Raw genomic sequence first — 15,628 nt, forward strand, 5'->3', positions numbered from 1 at the left:
TCACGCCGTACGCCGCACCTGCCCGGTGCGGATCTCCAGCGTCAGGACGCCGCCCTGGAACCGCTGGGACTGCCCGCCACCGGCCGGGCGCGGGTCCTCGACCGGGTAGCCCAGCGGTCCGGTCTCCCACCCGGTCGCGGCCCACGCCGCATAGATGGGTCCGTACAGGAACCGGGCCCCCGTCGCCGGCGACCAGTACAGGGCCCCGCCCTGGAAGAGCTGGAGGCAGCCGCCGTCGCGCAGCCCGCAGATGCCGTCGGTCGTGGGGTACGCGAGCCAGCCGTACTCGTGACCCATCGATCCCCAGCGCGCCCCCAGCGCGCCGGTCACCGAGTGCGCCCCGGTCGCCGGGGACCAGTACAGCGAACCCCGCTGGAAGTGCTGGAAGCAGCCGCCGTCGCGCAGCCCGCACACCGGGTCCGTGGCCGGGTAGCCCAGCCCGCCCGCTTCGTAGCCGAGCGATCCCCACTTGGCCCAGAGGCCGCCGCTCACCGCCCGGGCGCCGGTCGCCGGCGACCAGTACAGCCCACCCCCCTGGAACAGCTGGAAGCAGCCGCCGTCGCGCAGCCCGCAGATCGCGTCGGTCGTCGGGTACGCGAGCCAGCCGTACTCGTAGCCCATCGCCCCCCAGCGCGCCCCCAGCGCCCCGGTCACCGAGTGCGCACCGGTCGCCGGGGACCAGTACAGCGAACCCCGCTGGAAGTGCTGGAAGCAGCCGCCGTCGCGCAGCCCGCACACCGGGTCCGTGGCCGGGTAGCCCAGCCCGCCCGCCTCGTAGCCCAGCGACCCCCACTTGGCCCAGAGAGCACCGCTGACCAACCGCGCACCGGTCGCCGGCGACCAGTACAGGCCACCCCCCTGGAAGAGCTGGAGGCAGCCACCGTCCCGCAGCCCGCACACCGGGTCCCCGGTCGGGTAGCCCAACCGCCCGGTCTCGTAGCCGAGGGATCCCCACCGGGCCCAGAGACCACCGCTCACCGCCCGGGCGCCGGTCGCCGGCGACCAGTACAGGCCACCCCCCTGGAAGAGCTGGAGGCAGCCACCGTTCCGCAGCCCGCAGACGGCGCCCCCCGTGGGGTAGCCCAGCCAGCTGGTCTCGGCACCGAGCTCCGCCCAGCGGGCCCCCAGCGCGCCGGTGAGCGTCCTGGCACCCGTTGCCGGGGACCAGTAGATCGCCCCGCGCTCGAAGGACTGCTGGCACCCGCCGTCGCGCAGTCCGCACCGCTCAGCGGCCAGGGGTGCCCCGAGCGGGCCGTTGCTGCCGCCCAGCGACGAGTAGAGACGTGCGATCGGGCTGTCGTCCACAGGTCCGTCCGCCGCCGTGCGCACGTTCACCGTCGCCCCGGTCGACGAGGTGCTGACGACGCTGACGGTGAGCCCCTGCTCGAGCAGCATCCGGTTCCCGGCAGGCAGGACGGTCTGCTGATCCTGGTCCCAGGCCGCCTGGCCTGCCGGGGTGCCGTCGAGCAGCAGCGAGGTGTCGCTGATGGGTCCGGGACCGTCACGACGGACGAGGACGCCGGGCTGCAACCCGTAGCTCGCGGCGGCAGGATCCGACAGCCAGGTGTCGCGGCCGGTGGCGGCGCGGTACTCCACCCAGTAGCGCGTGGTCCCCGCGGTCAGCGCGAGCACCCGTAGCCCGCTGCGGCTCCCCATCGGGCTCAGCGTGTGGGTGCCACCGGTGCCGGTCGAGGACACCGACCGCTGCGCAGCCGACGGCAGGAAGCCGAGCCGGGCGGCGTGCGGGGCGTTGAGCGAGCCGACCTGGTCCCAGGAGATGCCCATGACGTCGTACATGTCCTGGTACGACACCGTCCGGCAGGGCGCCGTCTCGGGCGTGGCATCGCACTGGACCGCCGAGGAGTGACCGAGCCCGAAGTTGTGGCCCAGCTCGTGGGCGAGCACCGACGTGGCCGTGTCCTGCACGTAGACCTGGCCGCCGCTGCCGACGCCCGAGCCGATCGTGCCGAGCCCGTACGAACAGCCGGGGGTGCCGTAGGGGACGTAGAGCAGCAGGTGGCGCCCCGGTCCACCGGTCCAGCCGACCGCGGTCGCGACCTCGTCCCACAGCTGGAACGGCGTGCTGCAGCCGGCCGTCGTGCTGAGCCAGTCGTGGCTCCCGGTGACCGCCACGGTGATGGCACCGTCGCTCTGCTCGTGCCAGAACTGCCGGACGGCACCGTCGACCGCGGTGACGACGTCGGACAGCTGCTTGCCGTCGCGCGGCGCGCCGCCTGGCTGCACCATCACCACCGTCACGCCGTTGGTGTGCGGGGCCGTGGCGGCGGCGGGTTCCGCCGGAGCCACCACCTCTGCGGTCACGACCTCGCGCGCGGGCTCCAGGCCGTGCTCCACCGTGGCCTCGTCACGGACCTCGGCCCCGACCGTCACCTCGACCGTCGCGCCCACCTCGATGTCGTCGACATCGCCGGTGGAGACGCGGACCGTGTCGCCGCCGGCGACGTCGATCCAGCTCAGCAGTCCGTCATCGGGGTGCTCGGCGTGCTGCTCCGCAGCAGGGCCGTCGTGCTCGGGGTCGGCCCAGGCCTGGATCAACTCCCCGACCACGACGTCGCCGGCCGCCGTCGGCTGCTCCTCCGCCCGCGACGACGGGACGCCTGCCACACCGAGCAGCACGATCCCGACGGTGATGACTACGAGCGGTCGCATGGACCAGGCCCCAAGGGCAGTGCGCACGGCAGGACTCCAGGACGAAGGGACTCTGCCTGCATCGGCATGTGCGGGGCACAACTGAACCGTGCCGGCCGGTGGAACTCGGCGACAGCCGTCGAGGCGTCGACCGCCGCGGCCTCAGCCCTGACGCAGGCGACGCCGGCGCGTCACGTGCACCAGCAGCACGGATCCGCCGAGCACCGCCCCCGCACCCGGCAGGAGCAGCCCGCCGGAAGAGCTGGAGCTGTCGGCGACCGGCTCCAGCGGGACGCCGGGCCGCGGCACCGAGAGCTCGATCGCCGGCGCCCACGGCAGCGGTGCCTGCGCCGTTCCCTCGGAGGTGGCTCCCGCGGCCGGCTCTGCGTTCCCGGCCGGGGTGGCCGCAACGCGCCCGGCGCTGCTGCCCTGCGCCGGCTGTGCCGGCACCGCGGCGGCCGCGGTCGCGGGCCGGGCCGCCGGGACCACCTCCACCACCGCTCCGCCGGCGTCCGCGCCGCGCACCGTCAGCGTGAAGTCCCCCCCGGACAGCGGGACCGCGACCCCGGCCGGCAGGGCGAACTGGAGATCGGCCTCCCAGCGACCGGCCGGGCCGGGCGTGCCGTCCAGCAGCAGCGAGGTGTCGGGGAACTGCCCCGTCCGCCGCAGCAGCACCCCGGCGTCGAGGCGGTAGACGTTGTCCCGCGTGCCGAGCCAGGCGTCGCGCCCGGTGGCGGAGCGGAACTCGAGCCAGTAGGCGACCCCTTCGGCGTCCACGAGCCGGAGCGCCCGCAGACCCGTGCCGCCGGCCAGCGGCGCCAGGGTGACGCTCGTGGCGCCCTCCCCCACCGAGACGGTCCGCTGCGCATCACCGGGGAGGACGCCGAGCGCGGCGGCCTGGACGGCGTTGAGCGAACCCAGCTGCGCCCAGGAGGCACCCATCACGTCGTAGTAGTCGCGGTAGCCCGCGGTGCGGCAGGAGCCGCCCTCGACCGCGCCGTCGCACTGCTCCCCCGAGGAGTGGCCGAGGCCGAAGTTGTGGCCGAGCTCGTGGGCGATGACGGTGGCGCCGCCGTCGCGCACGTAGAGACGCCCGCCGGACGCCGGTGAGGCGCCGACCTGGGCCAGCGCGTAGGAGCAGGCCGGCTGGCCGGCGGTCTCGCCGCTCAGCCGGAGCATCAGGTGCTTGCCGGGGCCGGCGACGAACCCGACCTCCACGGCGACCTCGTCCCAGAGCGCCTGCGGGTCCGCGCAGCCGGCCGTCGTCCGCATCCAGTCGTGCCGGCCGGTGACGCCGAGGGCGACGGCACCACCGGTCTGCTCGGACCAGAACCGGGCGACCGCCCCGTCGACGGTCGTGACGACGTCGCGCAGCCGCGTGCCGTCCGGCTCCGTCCCCGCCGGCGCCACCAGGACCACGGTGACCTCGTTGGTCAGGCCGCCCCGCGGCGCGGGCAGCGGCTCCGGCGTGGTGTCCGGCGGCGGGGAGAGGACGTCGCTCTCCAGCACCGTGCGGGCGGGGTCGTGCCCGTCGGCGCTCGCCTCGTCCTCGACCGCCCGCCCGACGGTGAGCTCCACCGTGGCACCGGCCGGGACGTCGGCGACCTGCTCGGCCGGGACGCGCACCGCGCCGTCGTCCGTGGCCACCCAGCTCAGCCGGGTGGCGTCATCCCCCTCGGCGCGGTGCCCCTCGGAGCCCTCCGCCCAGACGTGCACGAGCTCGCCCCGGACCGTGTCCGTCGTCCCGCTGTCCGCGGCGGCCACGGCGGGAACCGCGACGACGCCGAGCGCGGCGGCGAGGACCGCGCCGGTCAGCCCGAGCGGACGGGCGGGACGACGGCGGCCGCGAGGACGACGGAGGTCGTGGTCAGGAGACATCAACTCCTGGATCGGCGGCCCCGCGCTCCGTCGGCACCGGATCGGCGATGTTGAGCCGAACTCCCGTCACACCCGCCGCAGCCGCCCCGGACCTCCCCGGGGCATCACCTCAAGCCAGGTCGTCGGCACCCATCAGGCGTCGCCCCGCCTCGGTGATCGACCCCGACAGCGACGGGTAGATGGCGAAGGTCTGCGCGAGGTCGTCGACCGTCAGCCCCTTGGTGACGGCGAGCGCGATCGGCAGGACGAGCTCCGAGGCCCCCGGGGAGACGACGACGCCGCCCACGATGACGCCGGTGGAGCGCCGCGCGAAGAGCTTCACGAAGCCGTCGTGCAGGTCGCTCATCTTGGCGCGGGCGTTGGTCGCCAGCGGCAGCCGCACCGCCTCGACGTCGGCGTTCTCGGCGAGCGACTTCTCCTGCACGCCGACGGTCGCGATCTCGGGGTGGGTGAAGACGTTGGCGGCCACCGTCTTGAGCTTGATCGGCGCGACCGCCTCGCCCAGGGCGTGCCACATGGCGATCCGACCCTGCATCGCGGCCACGGAGGCGAGCTGGAAGACGCCGGTGACGTCGCCGGCGGCGTAGATGCCCGGGACCGAGGTGCGGGAGACCCGGTCGACGACGACGTGCCCCGACTCGGTGACCTGCACCCCGTGCTCCTCCAGGTTGAGCCCGGCGGTGTTGGGCACGGTGCCGACGGTCATCAGGGCGTGGGAACCCTCGACGCAGCGCCCGTCGGTGAGCTCGACGGCGATCCCCTTCTCGGTGCGCTTGACGCCGGCGGCCCGGCCGCGCTCCAGACGGCCACCGCGTGACTGGAAGACCTGCTCGAGCACCTCGGCGGCATCGGAGTCCTCGCCCGGCAGCACGCGTTCGCGGGAGGAGACGAGGGTGACCGGCACGCCGGCTTCCAGGTAGCCGGAGGCGAACTCCGCGCCCGTGACGCCCGAGCCGACGACCACGAGGTGCTCCGGCGCCTCCTGCAGGTCGTAGACGTCGCGCCAGTCGAGGATCCGCTCGCCGTCGGGCTCGGCCCCGGGCAGCACCCGCGGGTCGGCGCCGGTGGCGATGAGGACGACGTCGCCCTCGATCTCATCGAGGACGTTGCCGTCGTCGTCGAGGATCTCCACCTCGTGGGCAGCCAGGCCCGGCTCGTCGTCGGCGAGCCTGCCTCGCCCGGCGACGATCCGCACGCCCTCGGCGTCCAGCCGTGCGTGGATGTCGGCCGACTGCGCCATCGACAGGTTCTTCACCCGCTGGTTGGCCGCCGGCAGGTCCAGGCTCACGGTCGCGAGCTCCGCCCCGTGCACGCCGAGGACGGCGGAGTCGCGCACCGACGTCATGGCGCCGGCCGCCGCGATCAGGGCCTTGGAGGGCACGCAGTCGGTGAGCACGCTGGCGCCGCCGATGCCGTCGCGCTCGATGACGGTGACCTGCGCACCGAGCTGCGCGGCGACCAGCGCGGCCTCGTAGCCGGCCGGGCCACCACCGATGATGACGATGCGGGTCATGGCTCCATCTTCCGTTGCCGAGCGGTCGGTCAACCGCCATTGTCCCCGGCGCGGCCCGGATCGGCGTCACCGCCCGTTCCCGGCCGGCCGGGCCGCGTGGTTAGGCTCGCCGGGATGGGCCTCTACGCCGCCTACGGGTCGAACATGGACCCGGCTCAGATGCTGCGCCGGTGTCCGTCGTCCCCGCACTCCGGCACCGGCTGGATCCGCGGCTGGCGGCTGACGTTCGGCGGCGAGGAGCTCGGCTGGGAGGGCGCCCTGGCCACGCTCGTCCCGGCGGAGGACGACTCGCCTGGTGTGTTCGTCGCCCTCTACGACCTCACCGAGGCAGACGAACGGGCTCTGGACGCCTGGGAGGGCGCCGACTCCGGCCTCTATCGCCGGGTGCACCTGCGGGTGCACACCCTGGGCGGCGACGTCGTCGCCTACGTCTACGTGCTCGACGCCTTCGAGGGCGGGCTGCCCTCGGCCCGGCACCTGGGTGCCATGGCCGACGCCGCCGAGGCGGCCGGCGCTCCCGACGACTACGTCCGGGAGCTGCGCACCCGGGAGTGCCGTTCCACCGGCGTCTAGCGTCGGAGGCCAGTCCGGCGTGGCGGGGGTCGGCCCGCGCGCTGGGCTGTTGTCATGCCGCAGTGCCACCGCCGAACCCGCCGACGCTCATACCGACCTCGCCTCCCGCTGAGGAGATCCTCCGTCACGAGCGAGCTCAATGGCGCGGCTCTCGGCGAGTCGCCAGTGCCGCCGTCTTCGCCTACAGCCTGTTCCTCGGGCTTCGCTCGGTCGCCTATCTGGAAGAGCGCTTCCTCGAAAGCAGGAACTTCCAGCAACTCGCGGCGATACCCCTTTCGATCGGCATCGGCGAAGGGGCGAACGCTCTCGCAGCGCTGGCCGGCGTCATCATCGCCATCAGCCTCACCGGTCGAAGCCTGGTTCTGAACAACGCGATCGACGCCAGGCTGTACGCCCGCGAGCGGCTGTGGCGCCAGCTCAACGAGGTTGCTGCAGCACTGTGCGCGCTCGTGGGGATAGGACTCCTGGCCGGCATGACAGCGACGCAGGTGCTCGCCCGGATTCCGTTCGTCGTCCTGAGTGGAACCCTGCTCGTGCTGGCCGTCAGCGCATCGTCGACCGACTTCAACTTCTCGCACGTCGAGCGGACGAGACGTTTTGCATCGCTCAACCGGGAGCTGCTGCGCTACCGCAGCGCGCAGAGACGCTGGGCAGGCTCCCCGGAAAGCACTGAGCCACCACCCATCCCCGGCCTGGGGCGGCGGTGGCTCCTGCCCGCGCTCGCCATGACCACTGCCTTGACGGCGCTGGCAGGCGTCGCCTTCGTGCTGGGCGATGCGCCGATCCTGTCCCGAGCGCTGGGTTGCCTGGCTGTGGTCGGTGTCGGACTGGCCGTGAGCTCGGTAGGCGTCGCACTGGTGTGCTTCTGCATCAACGACTTCGTCGACCGGAGCCTGGTGAGCGCGAGCTTGCACGTGGTCTACCTGGCGGCCTGGTTGGGCTTCGGGATCTACGCGGTCGTTCAGTTCGCCGCTGATTCCTCCATGGAGACCTCTGCGAGATGGATACTTTCGATCTGGACCGCCCTGATCTTCCTCGCCCCTCCCCTGCTCAGCCTGCCTGGCATCCACCATGCGTCGATCGTGCTCCCGCAGGTGACGTTCAGCTGTGCCGTGCACGCAACGGTCCAGAGACACCTCGAGAAGGCCATCGAGCGTCTGACTGATCGCCTGACCGACGTGGACGCGCCTCCGCCTACACCTGCCGGCAACCGAGTACGTCGTTGGTTCGACGCGATGAGCGGCGCCTGACAGGCGCACCCCTGTCAACTCAGCGGCCGCCACCGTGGCGGAGGGAGGTGCTTCAACTGTCTCGTCGATACCTCGCAGTCTCGACGCCTTCGGTTGCTACCTGTGGCCGGGCTCCCCGAGAAACGCATCCAGCAGTCGCCTAGCGGCGAGCGCGGGGGTGAGCTCCCCGGCCAGCACCGCCTTCTCCAGGTCGGGGACGGCGGCCCGCACGCCGGGGTGCGCCCGGAGCTGGTGTTCCAGGCCGTCGCGCACCAGCTGCCAGGTCCAGCGCACCTGCTGGGCGCGGCGCCGCTCGTCGAACTCCCCTGAGACCTTCGCCCGCTCCTGGTGCTCGACCAGCTTGGCCCACACCTCGTCCAGGCCCTCACCGGTGAGCCCGGCGCAGGTGAGCACCGGGACGTCCCACCCGTTCCCGCGCCCGCGCAGCAGCCGGATCGCCTGCGACAGCTCCCGTGCGGCCTTCCGGGCGTCGGCGGCGGCCGGCCCGTCGGCCTTGTTGACGGCGATGACGTCGGCGATCTCGAGGATGCCGCGCTTGATGCCCTGCAACTGGTCGCCGGTGCGCGCGATGGTCAGGAAGAGGAACGAGTCGACCATCTCGGCGACGGTGATCTCCGACTGGCCGACGCCGACGGTCTCCACCAGGACGACGTCGTAGCCCGCCGCCTCGACGACGACCATCGACTCGCGGGTCGCCTGAGCCACCCCGCCGAGCGTGCCCGACGTCGGGGAGGGCCGGATGAACGCGTGCGGGTCGACCGCCAGCCGCGCCATCCGGGTCTTGTCCCCGAGGATCGAGCCGCCCGAACGGGCCGACGACGGGTCGACGGCGAGCACCGCGACCTTCGACCCGGCCGCCGTGAGATCCACCCCGAGCTGGTCGATGAAGGTCGACTTCCCCACGCCGGGGACGCCGCTGATGCCCACGCGGCGCGCGCCCCCGGCGTGCGGAAGCAGCTCGACCAGCAGCTCCTGCGCCTTCTCCCGGTGGTCGCCACGCCGCGACTCGACCAGCGTGATGGCGCGCGCCACCACCCGGCGGTCCCCGGCGAGCACCCCCTCGACCAGCGCCGGGACGTCGACGTCCCGCGGCATCAGTGCCCCAGACGCCCGGACAGCGTCCGCAGCAGCTCCTGCGCCGCCTCGGCGATGACCGTGCCGGGCGGGAAGACCGCCGCGGCGCCCATCTCCTTCAGCGTCGGGACGTCGTCGGGCGGGATGACGCCGCCGACGACGATCAGCACGTCGTCGGCACCGAGCCCGGCCAGCGCGTCGCGCAGCGCGGGCACCAGCGTGAGGTGGCCGGCGGCGAGCGAGGAGACGCCGACGACGTGCACGTCGGCCTCGACCGCCTGCCGCGCGACCTCGTCGGGGGTCTGGAACAGCGGGCCCACGTCGACGTCGAAGCCGAGGTCGGCGAACGCGGTGGCGATGACCTTCTGCCCGCGGTCGTGCCCGTCCTGGCCCATCTTGGCCACCAGGATGCGCGGCCGGCGGCCCTCGGCCTCGGCGAACTCCTCGGCCAGCCGGCGCGTCTCCTCCATCGGCCCGGATGCTCCTGCCTCGTCGCGGTAGACGCCGGAGATGGTGCGCACCTGCCCGGCGTGCCGTCCGTAGACGACCTCCAGCGCATCGGAGATCTCCCCGACGGTGGCCTTGGCCCGCGCGGCGTCGACGGCGAGCTTCAGCAGGTTGGCGTCGAGGTCGTTGCCGCGGCGGCCCTCGGCGGCGGCCCGCGCGGCCTCGGTCAGCCGGCCGAGCGCCTCGGTCACCGCACCGTCGTCCCGGGACGCCCGGAGCTCCTGCAGCTTGGCCTTCTGCTGGGCGAGCACGTCGGCGTTGTCGACGCGGAGCACCTCGATCGCCTCGTCGGCGTCGACCCGGTACTTGTTCACGCCGATCACCGGCTGGCGGCCCGAGTCGATGCGGGCCTGGGTGCGGGCCGCCGCCTCCTCGATGCGCAGCTTCGGGATGCCGTCGTCGATGGCCTGCGCCATGCCGCCGTGCTCGGCGACCTCCTGGATGTGCGCCCACGCCCGGCGGGCCAGGTCGTAGGTGAGCTTCTCCACGTACGCCGAGCCGCCCCACGGGTCGACGACGCGGGTGGTGCCCGACTCCTGCTGCAGCAGCAGCTGGGTGTTGCGGGCGATGCGGGCGGAGAAGTCCGTCGGCAGCGCGAGCGCCTCGTCCAGGGCGTTGGTGTGCAGCGACTGGGTGTGGCCCTGCGTGGCGGCCATCGCCTCCAGGCAGGTGCGGACGACGTTGTTGTAGACGTCCTGCGCGGTCAGCGACCAGCCCGAGGTCTGCGAGTGGGTGCGCAGCGACAGCGACTTGGGGTTCTGCGCGCCCGCCTCCTTCACCAGCTTCGCCCACAGCAGGCGCCCGGCCCGCAGCTTGGCGACCTCCATGAAGAAGTTCATGCCGATGGCCCAGAAGAAGGAGAGCCGCGGCGCGAACGCGTCGACGTCCATCCCGGCGGCCTGGCCGGCCCTCAGGTACTCGACGCCGTCGGCGAGCGTGTAGGCCAGCTCCAGGTCGGCCGTCGCCCCGGCCTCCTGGATGTGGTAGCCCGAGATCGAGATCGAGTTGAACTTCGGCATCCGCTGCGAGGTGAACGCGAAGATGTCGCTGATGATCTGCATCGAGGGCTTGGGCGGGTAGATGTAGGTGTTCCGCACCATGAACTCTTTGAGGATGTCGTTCTGGATGGTGCCGGTCAGCTGACCCGGCTCCACCCCCTGCTCCTCGGCCGCCACGATGTAGAGCGCGAGCACCGGCAGCACGGCGCCGTTCATCGTCATCGACACGCTCATCCGGTCCAGCGGGATGCCGTCGAACAGCTGCCGCATGTCCAGGATCGAGTCGATCGCGACACCCGCCATGCCGACGTCGCCGGGCACGCGGGGGTGGTCGGAGTCGTAGCCGCGGTGGGTGGGCAGGTCGAAGGCGATCGACAGGCCCTTCTGCCCGGCGGCGAGGTTGCGCCGGTAGAACGCGTTGGACGCAGCTGCCGTGGAGAAGCCCGCGTACTGGCGGACCGTCCAGGGCTGCGTCGTGTACATCGTCGGGTAGGGGCCGCGCAGGAACGGCGGCAGCCCGGGCAGGGTCCCGAGGAAGTCCAGCCCCTCCAGGTCGGCCGGGGTGTACAGCGGCGGGACGGCGATGCCCTCCGGCGTCTCCCAGGCCGCCTCCTCGACGCCGCGCCCGGTCGCCTCCTCGAACGCCTTGGCCCAGTCATCGGCCGAGGCACCCGCGGAGGGGGCGCCCAGCTCGACGGATCCGAAGTCGGGGATGCCGCTCATTCCGTCACTCCTTCGAGACCCAGCTCGGCGTGCACCGTGCGCAGCGCCGCGAGGGCGTCGCACCCGGCGAAGACGTACCCGTCGACACCCTCGACGGCGAGGTCGGGCTTGCCGGCCAGCCACACGGAGGTCGCGCCGGCTGCCTTGAGCTCCGCCGCCAGCCCGGCCGCGTGTTCGGCGTAGTCCTTGTCGGTGCCGCAGATGCAGGCCACGGCCGTGCCCGCGTCGGCCAGCCCGGCGGCGTCGTCGCCGGACGGGGTGGCCAGGCCACCGGCCTGGAACAGGTTGGCCGCGAAGGTCGCCCGGGCGGTGTGCCGGGCGATCGGTCCGAGGGTCGCCAGGTAGACCGCGGGCCGGGTCGCGGTCGCGTCGGCGGCGTCGCGCAGCGCCTCGAACTCCTGCGCGGCGCGCACCCGCGGCAGCCCGCCGGTGGCCGGCAGCACCTCCGCGGCCGGCTGCCGGGCGGGCAGCTTCTCGGTGAGGTTGGGGAACTCGCTGACGCCGGTGATCGCGTCGGCGCGGGTGGCCAGCCGCTCCGCCCGCGCGTCCCAGGCCTGCCCGATCCGGTCCCGCACGAGGCCCGAGGCCAGCGCCGCGGAGAGCCCGCCGGCCCGCTCGATCTCGGTGAACCACTCCCACGCCGCGCGGGCGAGCTCGTCGCTGAGCGACTCCACGTACCAGGAGCCGCCGGCCGGGTCGAGCACGCGGCCCAGGTGCCCCTCCTCGACGAGCAGGTTCTGGGTGTTGCGCGCGATGCGGCGGGAGAAGGAGTCCGGCAGCCCCAGCGCGGCGTCGAACGGCTGCACGGTCACCGCGTCCGCGCCGCCCACGCCCGCGGCGAAGCAGGCCACCGTGGTGCGCAGCATGTTGACCCACGGGTCGCGCTTCGTCGTCATCACCGACGAGGTCACGGCGTGCTGCCGCTGGGCACGGGCCTCGGCCGAGGCGCCGCTGACCTCGCCGACGCGGTCCCACAGCCGGCGGGCGGCGCGCAGCGCGGCGATGGTCGTGAACTGGTCGGCCGAGGCGGCGTAGCGGAACTCGATCTGGGCGACGGCCTCGTCCACGGTGAGCCCGCCGTCGGTCAGCGCGCGCAGGTACGCGACCCCCGCCGCCAGCGAGCAGCCGAGCTCCTCGACCACGGACGCGCCGGCGTCGTGGAAGACCGTGCCGTCGACGACGACGGTCCGCAGGGCGGGGCCGGGCCGACCAGCACCGTGGGCCGCCGCGCGGCGGGCGACGTCGGCGAGGCCGGAGAGGTCCTGCCGCTCCCCCGAGGCCGCCTCCACGCCCAGCGGGTCGAGCCCGAGCGAGCCGCCGGGTGCGAGGTCGGTGCGACCCTCCACCAGCGCGAGGAACGCCTCGGCCGCGTCGAAGCCGCCCTGCACGGTCACCGGCGCGAGGTCGAGGTAGACGTCGGCGAGCACGTCGCCGAGCGCGTCGACCGGGATCGCCCCCTCGCCGAGGACCAGCCACAGCGAGGTGACGCCGTTCTCCAGGTCGGCGGCGATCGCCTCCCTGGTGGTGGCGACGTCGGGGTGCGCGTGCCGCTGCCGGATGTCCCATCCGCCGGACGCACCGCCCTCGGCGCCCCCGGACGCGGTCACCTCGGGCGAGCCGGCCGGCCCGCCTGCCGGGCGCGCCCCGCGCACGAACGGCGGCAGGCCCGGTACGCCCACGCCCGCGGGCAGGTCGCCGGCGTCCTCGGCGGTGTAGAGGGGGGCCACCGTCACGCCCGGCGCCACCGGCCGGCGCAGCGCGTCCTCGGCCGGGTCGGGAGGCTCCTCGCGCCCGGTCTTGCGCAGCACGCCCGCGACCAGCTCCCGCCACTGATCGCGGGTCACCGCGTCGAACTCGCCCGCGAGCACGAGGTCCTCGGGGACCGCGTGCTCGGCCGGCACGTCGGCGTCAGCCGGTGCGCTCCCCGGACCGCTGCTGGTCCGGTGGTCGGTGGAACTCATCCTCTGGTTCCCGCCTCTCGTCCAGGGCTCGTCGGGCAGAAGTGTCTCCGGGCGCGGGTCGGCGCGTGCGCGCGGGTGCCTGGGCGCCGGTCGCGGCGGGCTCGGCGTCGGCCTCCAGCGCGAGCAGCGCGGTGCGGGCCAGCAGTCGCACACCCACGCCGATGGCGCGCTCGTCGACGTCGAAGGTGCCCCGGTGCAGGTCGAGGGGGGCGCCCCCGCCGTGGGTGCCGAGCCGGGCCAGCGCGATCGGCATGACGTCGGCGAACCAGCCGAAGTCCTCCCCGCCCATGCTCTGCGGCGAGAGCACCAGGTTCTCCGCACCCACGGTGGCCAGCGCGGCCGAGCGCAGCAGCGCCACGGCGCGGGGGTCGTTGACCACCGGCGGGACCCCGCGGATGTAGTCGACGTCGACGTCGGCGCCGGTGGTGGCGGCGACCCGCCCCACGAGCGAGCGCATCAGCTCCTCGGCGTCCTTCCACGCCTCCCGGTCCAGCACCCGGACGGTCCCCCGCAGCGTGCCCCGCTGCGGGATGGCGTTGGCCGCGACGCCGGCGTTGACCGCGCCCCAGACGAGCGACATCCCGGTTCGCGGGTCGACCTGGCGGGAGAGCAGCCCCGGCACGTCGGTGATGATCCGCCCGAGCGCATCGACGAGGTCGACGGTCATCTGCGGCCGGGCGGTGTGCCCGCCCGGCCCGGTGAGCGTGACGTCCATCCGGTCGCAGGCCGCGGTGATGGGGCCGGTGCGCAGCCCGATCCTCCCGGCCGGGATGGACGGGTCGCAGTGCAGCGCGAAGGCACGCGACGCCCCGTCGAGGACGCCCGAGGCGACGACCTCGGTGGCCCCGCCCGGCACCGTCTCCTCGGCCGGCTGGAAGACGCAGCGGACCGAGCCGGGCAGCCCGTCGAGGGAGGCGAGCGCGACGGCGACGCCGAGCACCACGGTGGTGTGCACGTCGTGACCGCAGGCGTGGGCCAGGCCCTCGCGGGTGGAGGCGTACGGCACGTCCTTGAGGTCCTTGAGCGGCAGCGCGTCGATGTCGGCCCGCAGGACGACCACCGGCCCCCCACCCGCCCCGACGTCGACGGTGAGCCCGGTGCCGGTGGGCAGCCGGCGCGGGGCCAGCCCGTGGTGGCGCAGCCGTTCCTCGAGGAAGGACGTCGTCTCGAACTCCGCGTAGCCGAGTTCGGGGTGGGCGTGCAGGTGCCGCCGGGTGGCCGACAGCGCGGACCCGTTGGCGGCGACCCACTCGTCGACCGCCGCAGCGAGCTTCTCGACGACCGGGGTCATGCGGCGTGCCCGCCCGCGCACTCGGCCGGACCGGGCACCGGGCCGTCGGGCCGGCCCGCGGGGCCCGAGGAGGGCAGGCCGTCGCGCAGCTCGGCCAGCAGGCCGTCCACGACCGGCGCCAGCTCGCCGTCGTGCTCCCGCGCCACCGCCCGCTGCCGCTGGTAGGAGGCGCCGACCTCGAGGATGCGCAGCACGTCGGAGAGCTCGGCCTCGCAGTCCAGCCGCTTGGCCGTGGGCATCAGCTCCTCGACCAGCTCGGTGATCGCCTCGCGCACCGGCCGGACGGCGTACTGCTCGTCGACGATGATCTCGGCGTCCAGGCCGTAGCGGCTCGCCCGCCACTTGTTCTCCCGCACGACCCACTCCTCCGGGCGGGGCAGGGTGTAGCCGCGGTCGAGCTGGGTGTCGAACTGCTCGACCAGGCACTGGGCCAGGGCGGCGACGGCGCCGATCTCGTCGAGGGTGGGCAGGCCGTCGCAGATGCGCAGCTCCACGGTGCCGAAGTCGGGGTGCGGCCGGATGTCCCACCAGACCTCGCGCACGCTCTCGATGCTCTTCGTGGAGATCAGCGTCTCCATGTACTCCTCGAACTCGCCCCAGCCGTCGAGCTGGAAGGGCAGCCCGGCGGTGGGCATGCCCTCGAAGATCTTGGTGCGGGCCGACGCCAGGCCGGTGTCGCAGCCGACCCAGAACGGGGAGGACGAGGAGAGCGCCAGCAGGTGCGGCACGTACTGGCACAGCGCGTTGACGATCGGGATGACCTTCTCCGGTGCGCGGACACCCACGTGCACGTGCACCCCGAAGATCTGCAGGCGGCGGGCCAGCCACTGCATGCGCTCCACCAGCTCCTGGTAGCGCTGCTTCGGCGAGATCTCCTGCGTCTGCCAGTCGGTGAACGGGTGGGTCCCCGCGCAGAGCAGCCCGAGCCCCCGCCGGTCGGCCTGGGCGACGACCTCGGCGAGGGTGCCCGCCAGGTCGGCCTTGGCCTCGCGCACCGTGGTGCAGACGCCGGTGATGATCTCGATGGTCGACTGCAGGAGCTCGTGCTTGGCCTTCGGGTGCTCCTCGGCTCCCTCGGGGCGCAGCGCCTCCAGGATCTCGACGGCGCCGGGGGCGAGCTCGCGGGTCTCCCGGTCGACGAGCTGCAGCTCCCACTCCACGCCGAGGCTGGCGCGGCCCGAACTACGGAAGGGGATCTCCACCTCCGGAAG

Annotated in this window: 10 protein-coding genes; 2 read left to right on the plus strand and 8 right to left on the minus strand. The window is 73.9% G+C overall.

All coding sequences use genetic code 11. The annotated features are described in order from the left end of the window. From QOZ88_RS09330 to QOZ88_RS09340, 3 genes are all read right to left on the minus strand, one after another. Positions 1–2,670, minus strand: coding sequence for a M66 family metalloprotease (locus QOZ88_RS09330; protein ID WP_305999506.1), 2,670 nt, complete (start codon positions 2,668–2,670; stop codon positions 1–3). A gap of 141 nt (positions 2,671–2,811) precedes the next feature. After that, the gene (locus QOZ88_RS09335) at positions 2,812–4,527 is read right to left on the minus strand and encodes a reprolysin-like metallopeptidase (RefSeq protein WP_305999507.1); all 1,716 of its coding nucleotides are present in this window, start codon (positions 4,525–4,527) and stop codon (positions 2,812–2,814) included. Between the two features lie 109 nt (positions 4,528–4,636). Then, on the minus strand, positions 4,637–6,040 hold the full coding sequence (locus QOZ88_RS09340; RefSeq protein ID WP_305999508.1) for an NAD(P)H-quinone dehydrogenase: 1,404 nt from the start codon (positions 6,038–6,040) through the stop codon (positions 4,637–4,639). 114 nt (positions 6,041–6,154) lie between these two features. Here QOZ88_RS09340 and QOZ88_RS09345 point away from each other — a divergent pair, with 114 nt between their 5' ends. Continuing rightward, entirely contained in the window at positions 6,155–6,613 is a 459-nt protein-coding gene (locus QOZ88_RS09345; RefSeq protein ID WP_305999509.1) for a gamma-glutamylcyclotransferase family protein, read from the plus strand. Between the two features lie 62 nt (positions 6,614–6,675). Continuing rightward, complete coding sequence (locus tag QOZ88_RS09350) at positions 6,676–7,863, plus strand: hypothetical protein (RefSeq protein ID WP_305999510.1); 1,188 nt, start codon at positions 6,676–6,678, stop codon at positions 7,861–7,863. A 96-nt stretch (positions 7,864–7,959) separates the two neighbouring features. Here QOZ88_RS09350 and meaB read toward each other — a convergent pair whose 3' ends face one another. From meaB to QOZ88_RS09375, 5 genes are read right to left on the minus strand one after another with little or no spacing between them, the layout of a single operon-like run. Continuing rightward, on the minus strand, positions 7,960–8,958 hold the full coding sequence (gene meaB, locus QOZ88_RS09355) for a methylmalonyl Co-A mutase-associated GTPase MeaB (RefSeq protein WP_305999511.1): 999 nt from the start codon (positions 8,956–8,958) through the stop codon (positions 7,960–7,962). Further along, a complete protein-coding gene (scpA, locus tag QOZ88_RS09360) occupies positions 8,958–11,165 on the minus strand; it encodes a methylmalonyl-CoA mutase (protein ID WP_305999512.1) in 2,208 nt (735 codons plus the stop codon). The genes meaB and scpA overlap by 1 nt, the downstream gene beginning before the upstream one ends. Then, positions 11,162–13,126, minus strand: coding sequence for a methylmalonyl-CoA mutase family protein (locus QOZ88_RS09365; protein ID WP_305999513.1), 1,965 nt, complete (start codon positions 13,124–13,126; stop codon positions 11,162–11,164). The genes scpA and QOZ88_RS09365 overlap by 4 nt, the downstream gene beginning before the upstream one ends. Beyond that, a complete protein-coding gene (locus QOZ88_RS09370; RefSeq protein ID WP_305999514.1) occupies positions 13,074–14,417 on the minus strand; it encodes an amidohydrolase in 1,344 nt (447 codons plus the stop codon). The genes QOZ88_RS09365 and QOZ88_RS09370 overlap by 53 nt, the downstream gene beginning before the upstream one ends. Continuing rightward, positions 14,414–15,619 carry a glutamate--cysteine ligase gene (locus QOZ88_RS09375; RefSeq protein WP_305999515.1) on the minus strand — a complete coding sequence of 402 codons (1,206 nt, stop codon included), beginning with the start codon at positions 15,617–15,619 and terminating at the stop codon, positions 14,414–14,416. The genes QOZ88_RS09370 and QOZ88_RS09375 overlap by 4 nt, the downstream gene beginning before the upstream one ends. Between the last annotated feature and the right edge of the window lie 9 nt (positions 15,620–15,628).

Origin of the sequence: Blastococcus carthaginiensis (assembly GCF_030731085.1) — a bacterium.
GTDB lineage: Bacteria > Actinomycetota > Actinomycetes > Mycobacteriales > Geodermatophilaceae > Blastococcus > Blastococcus carthaginiensis.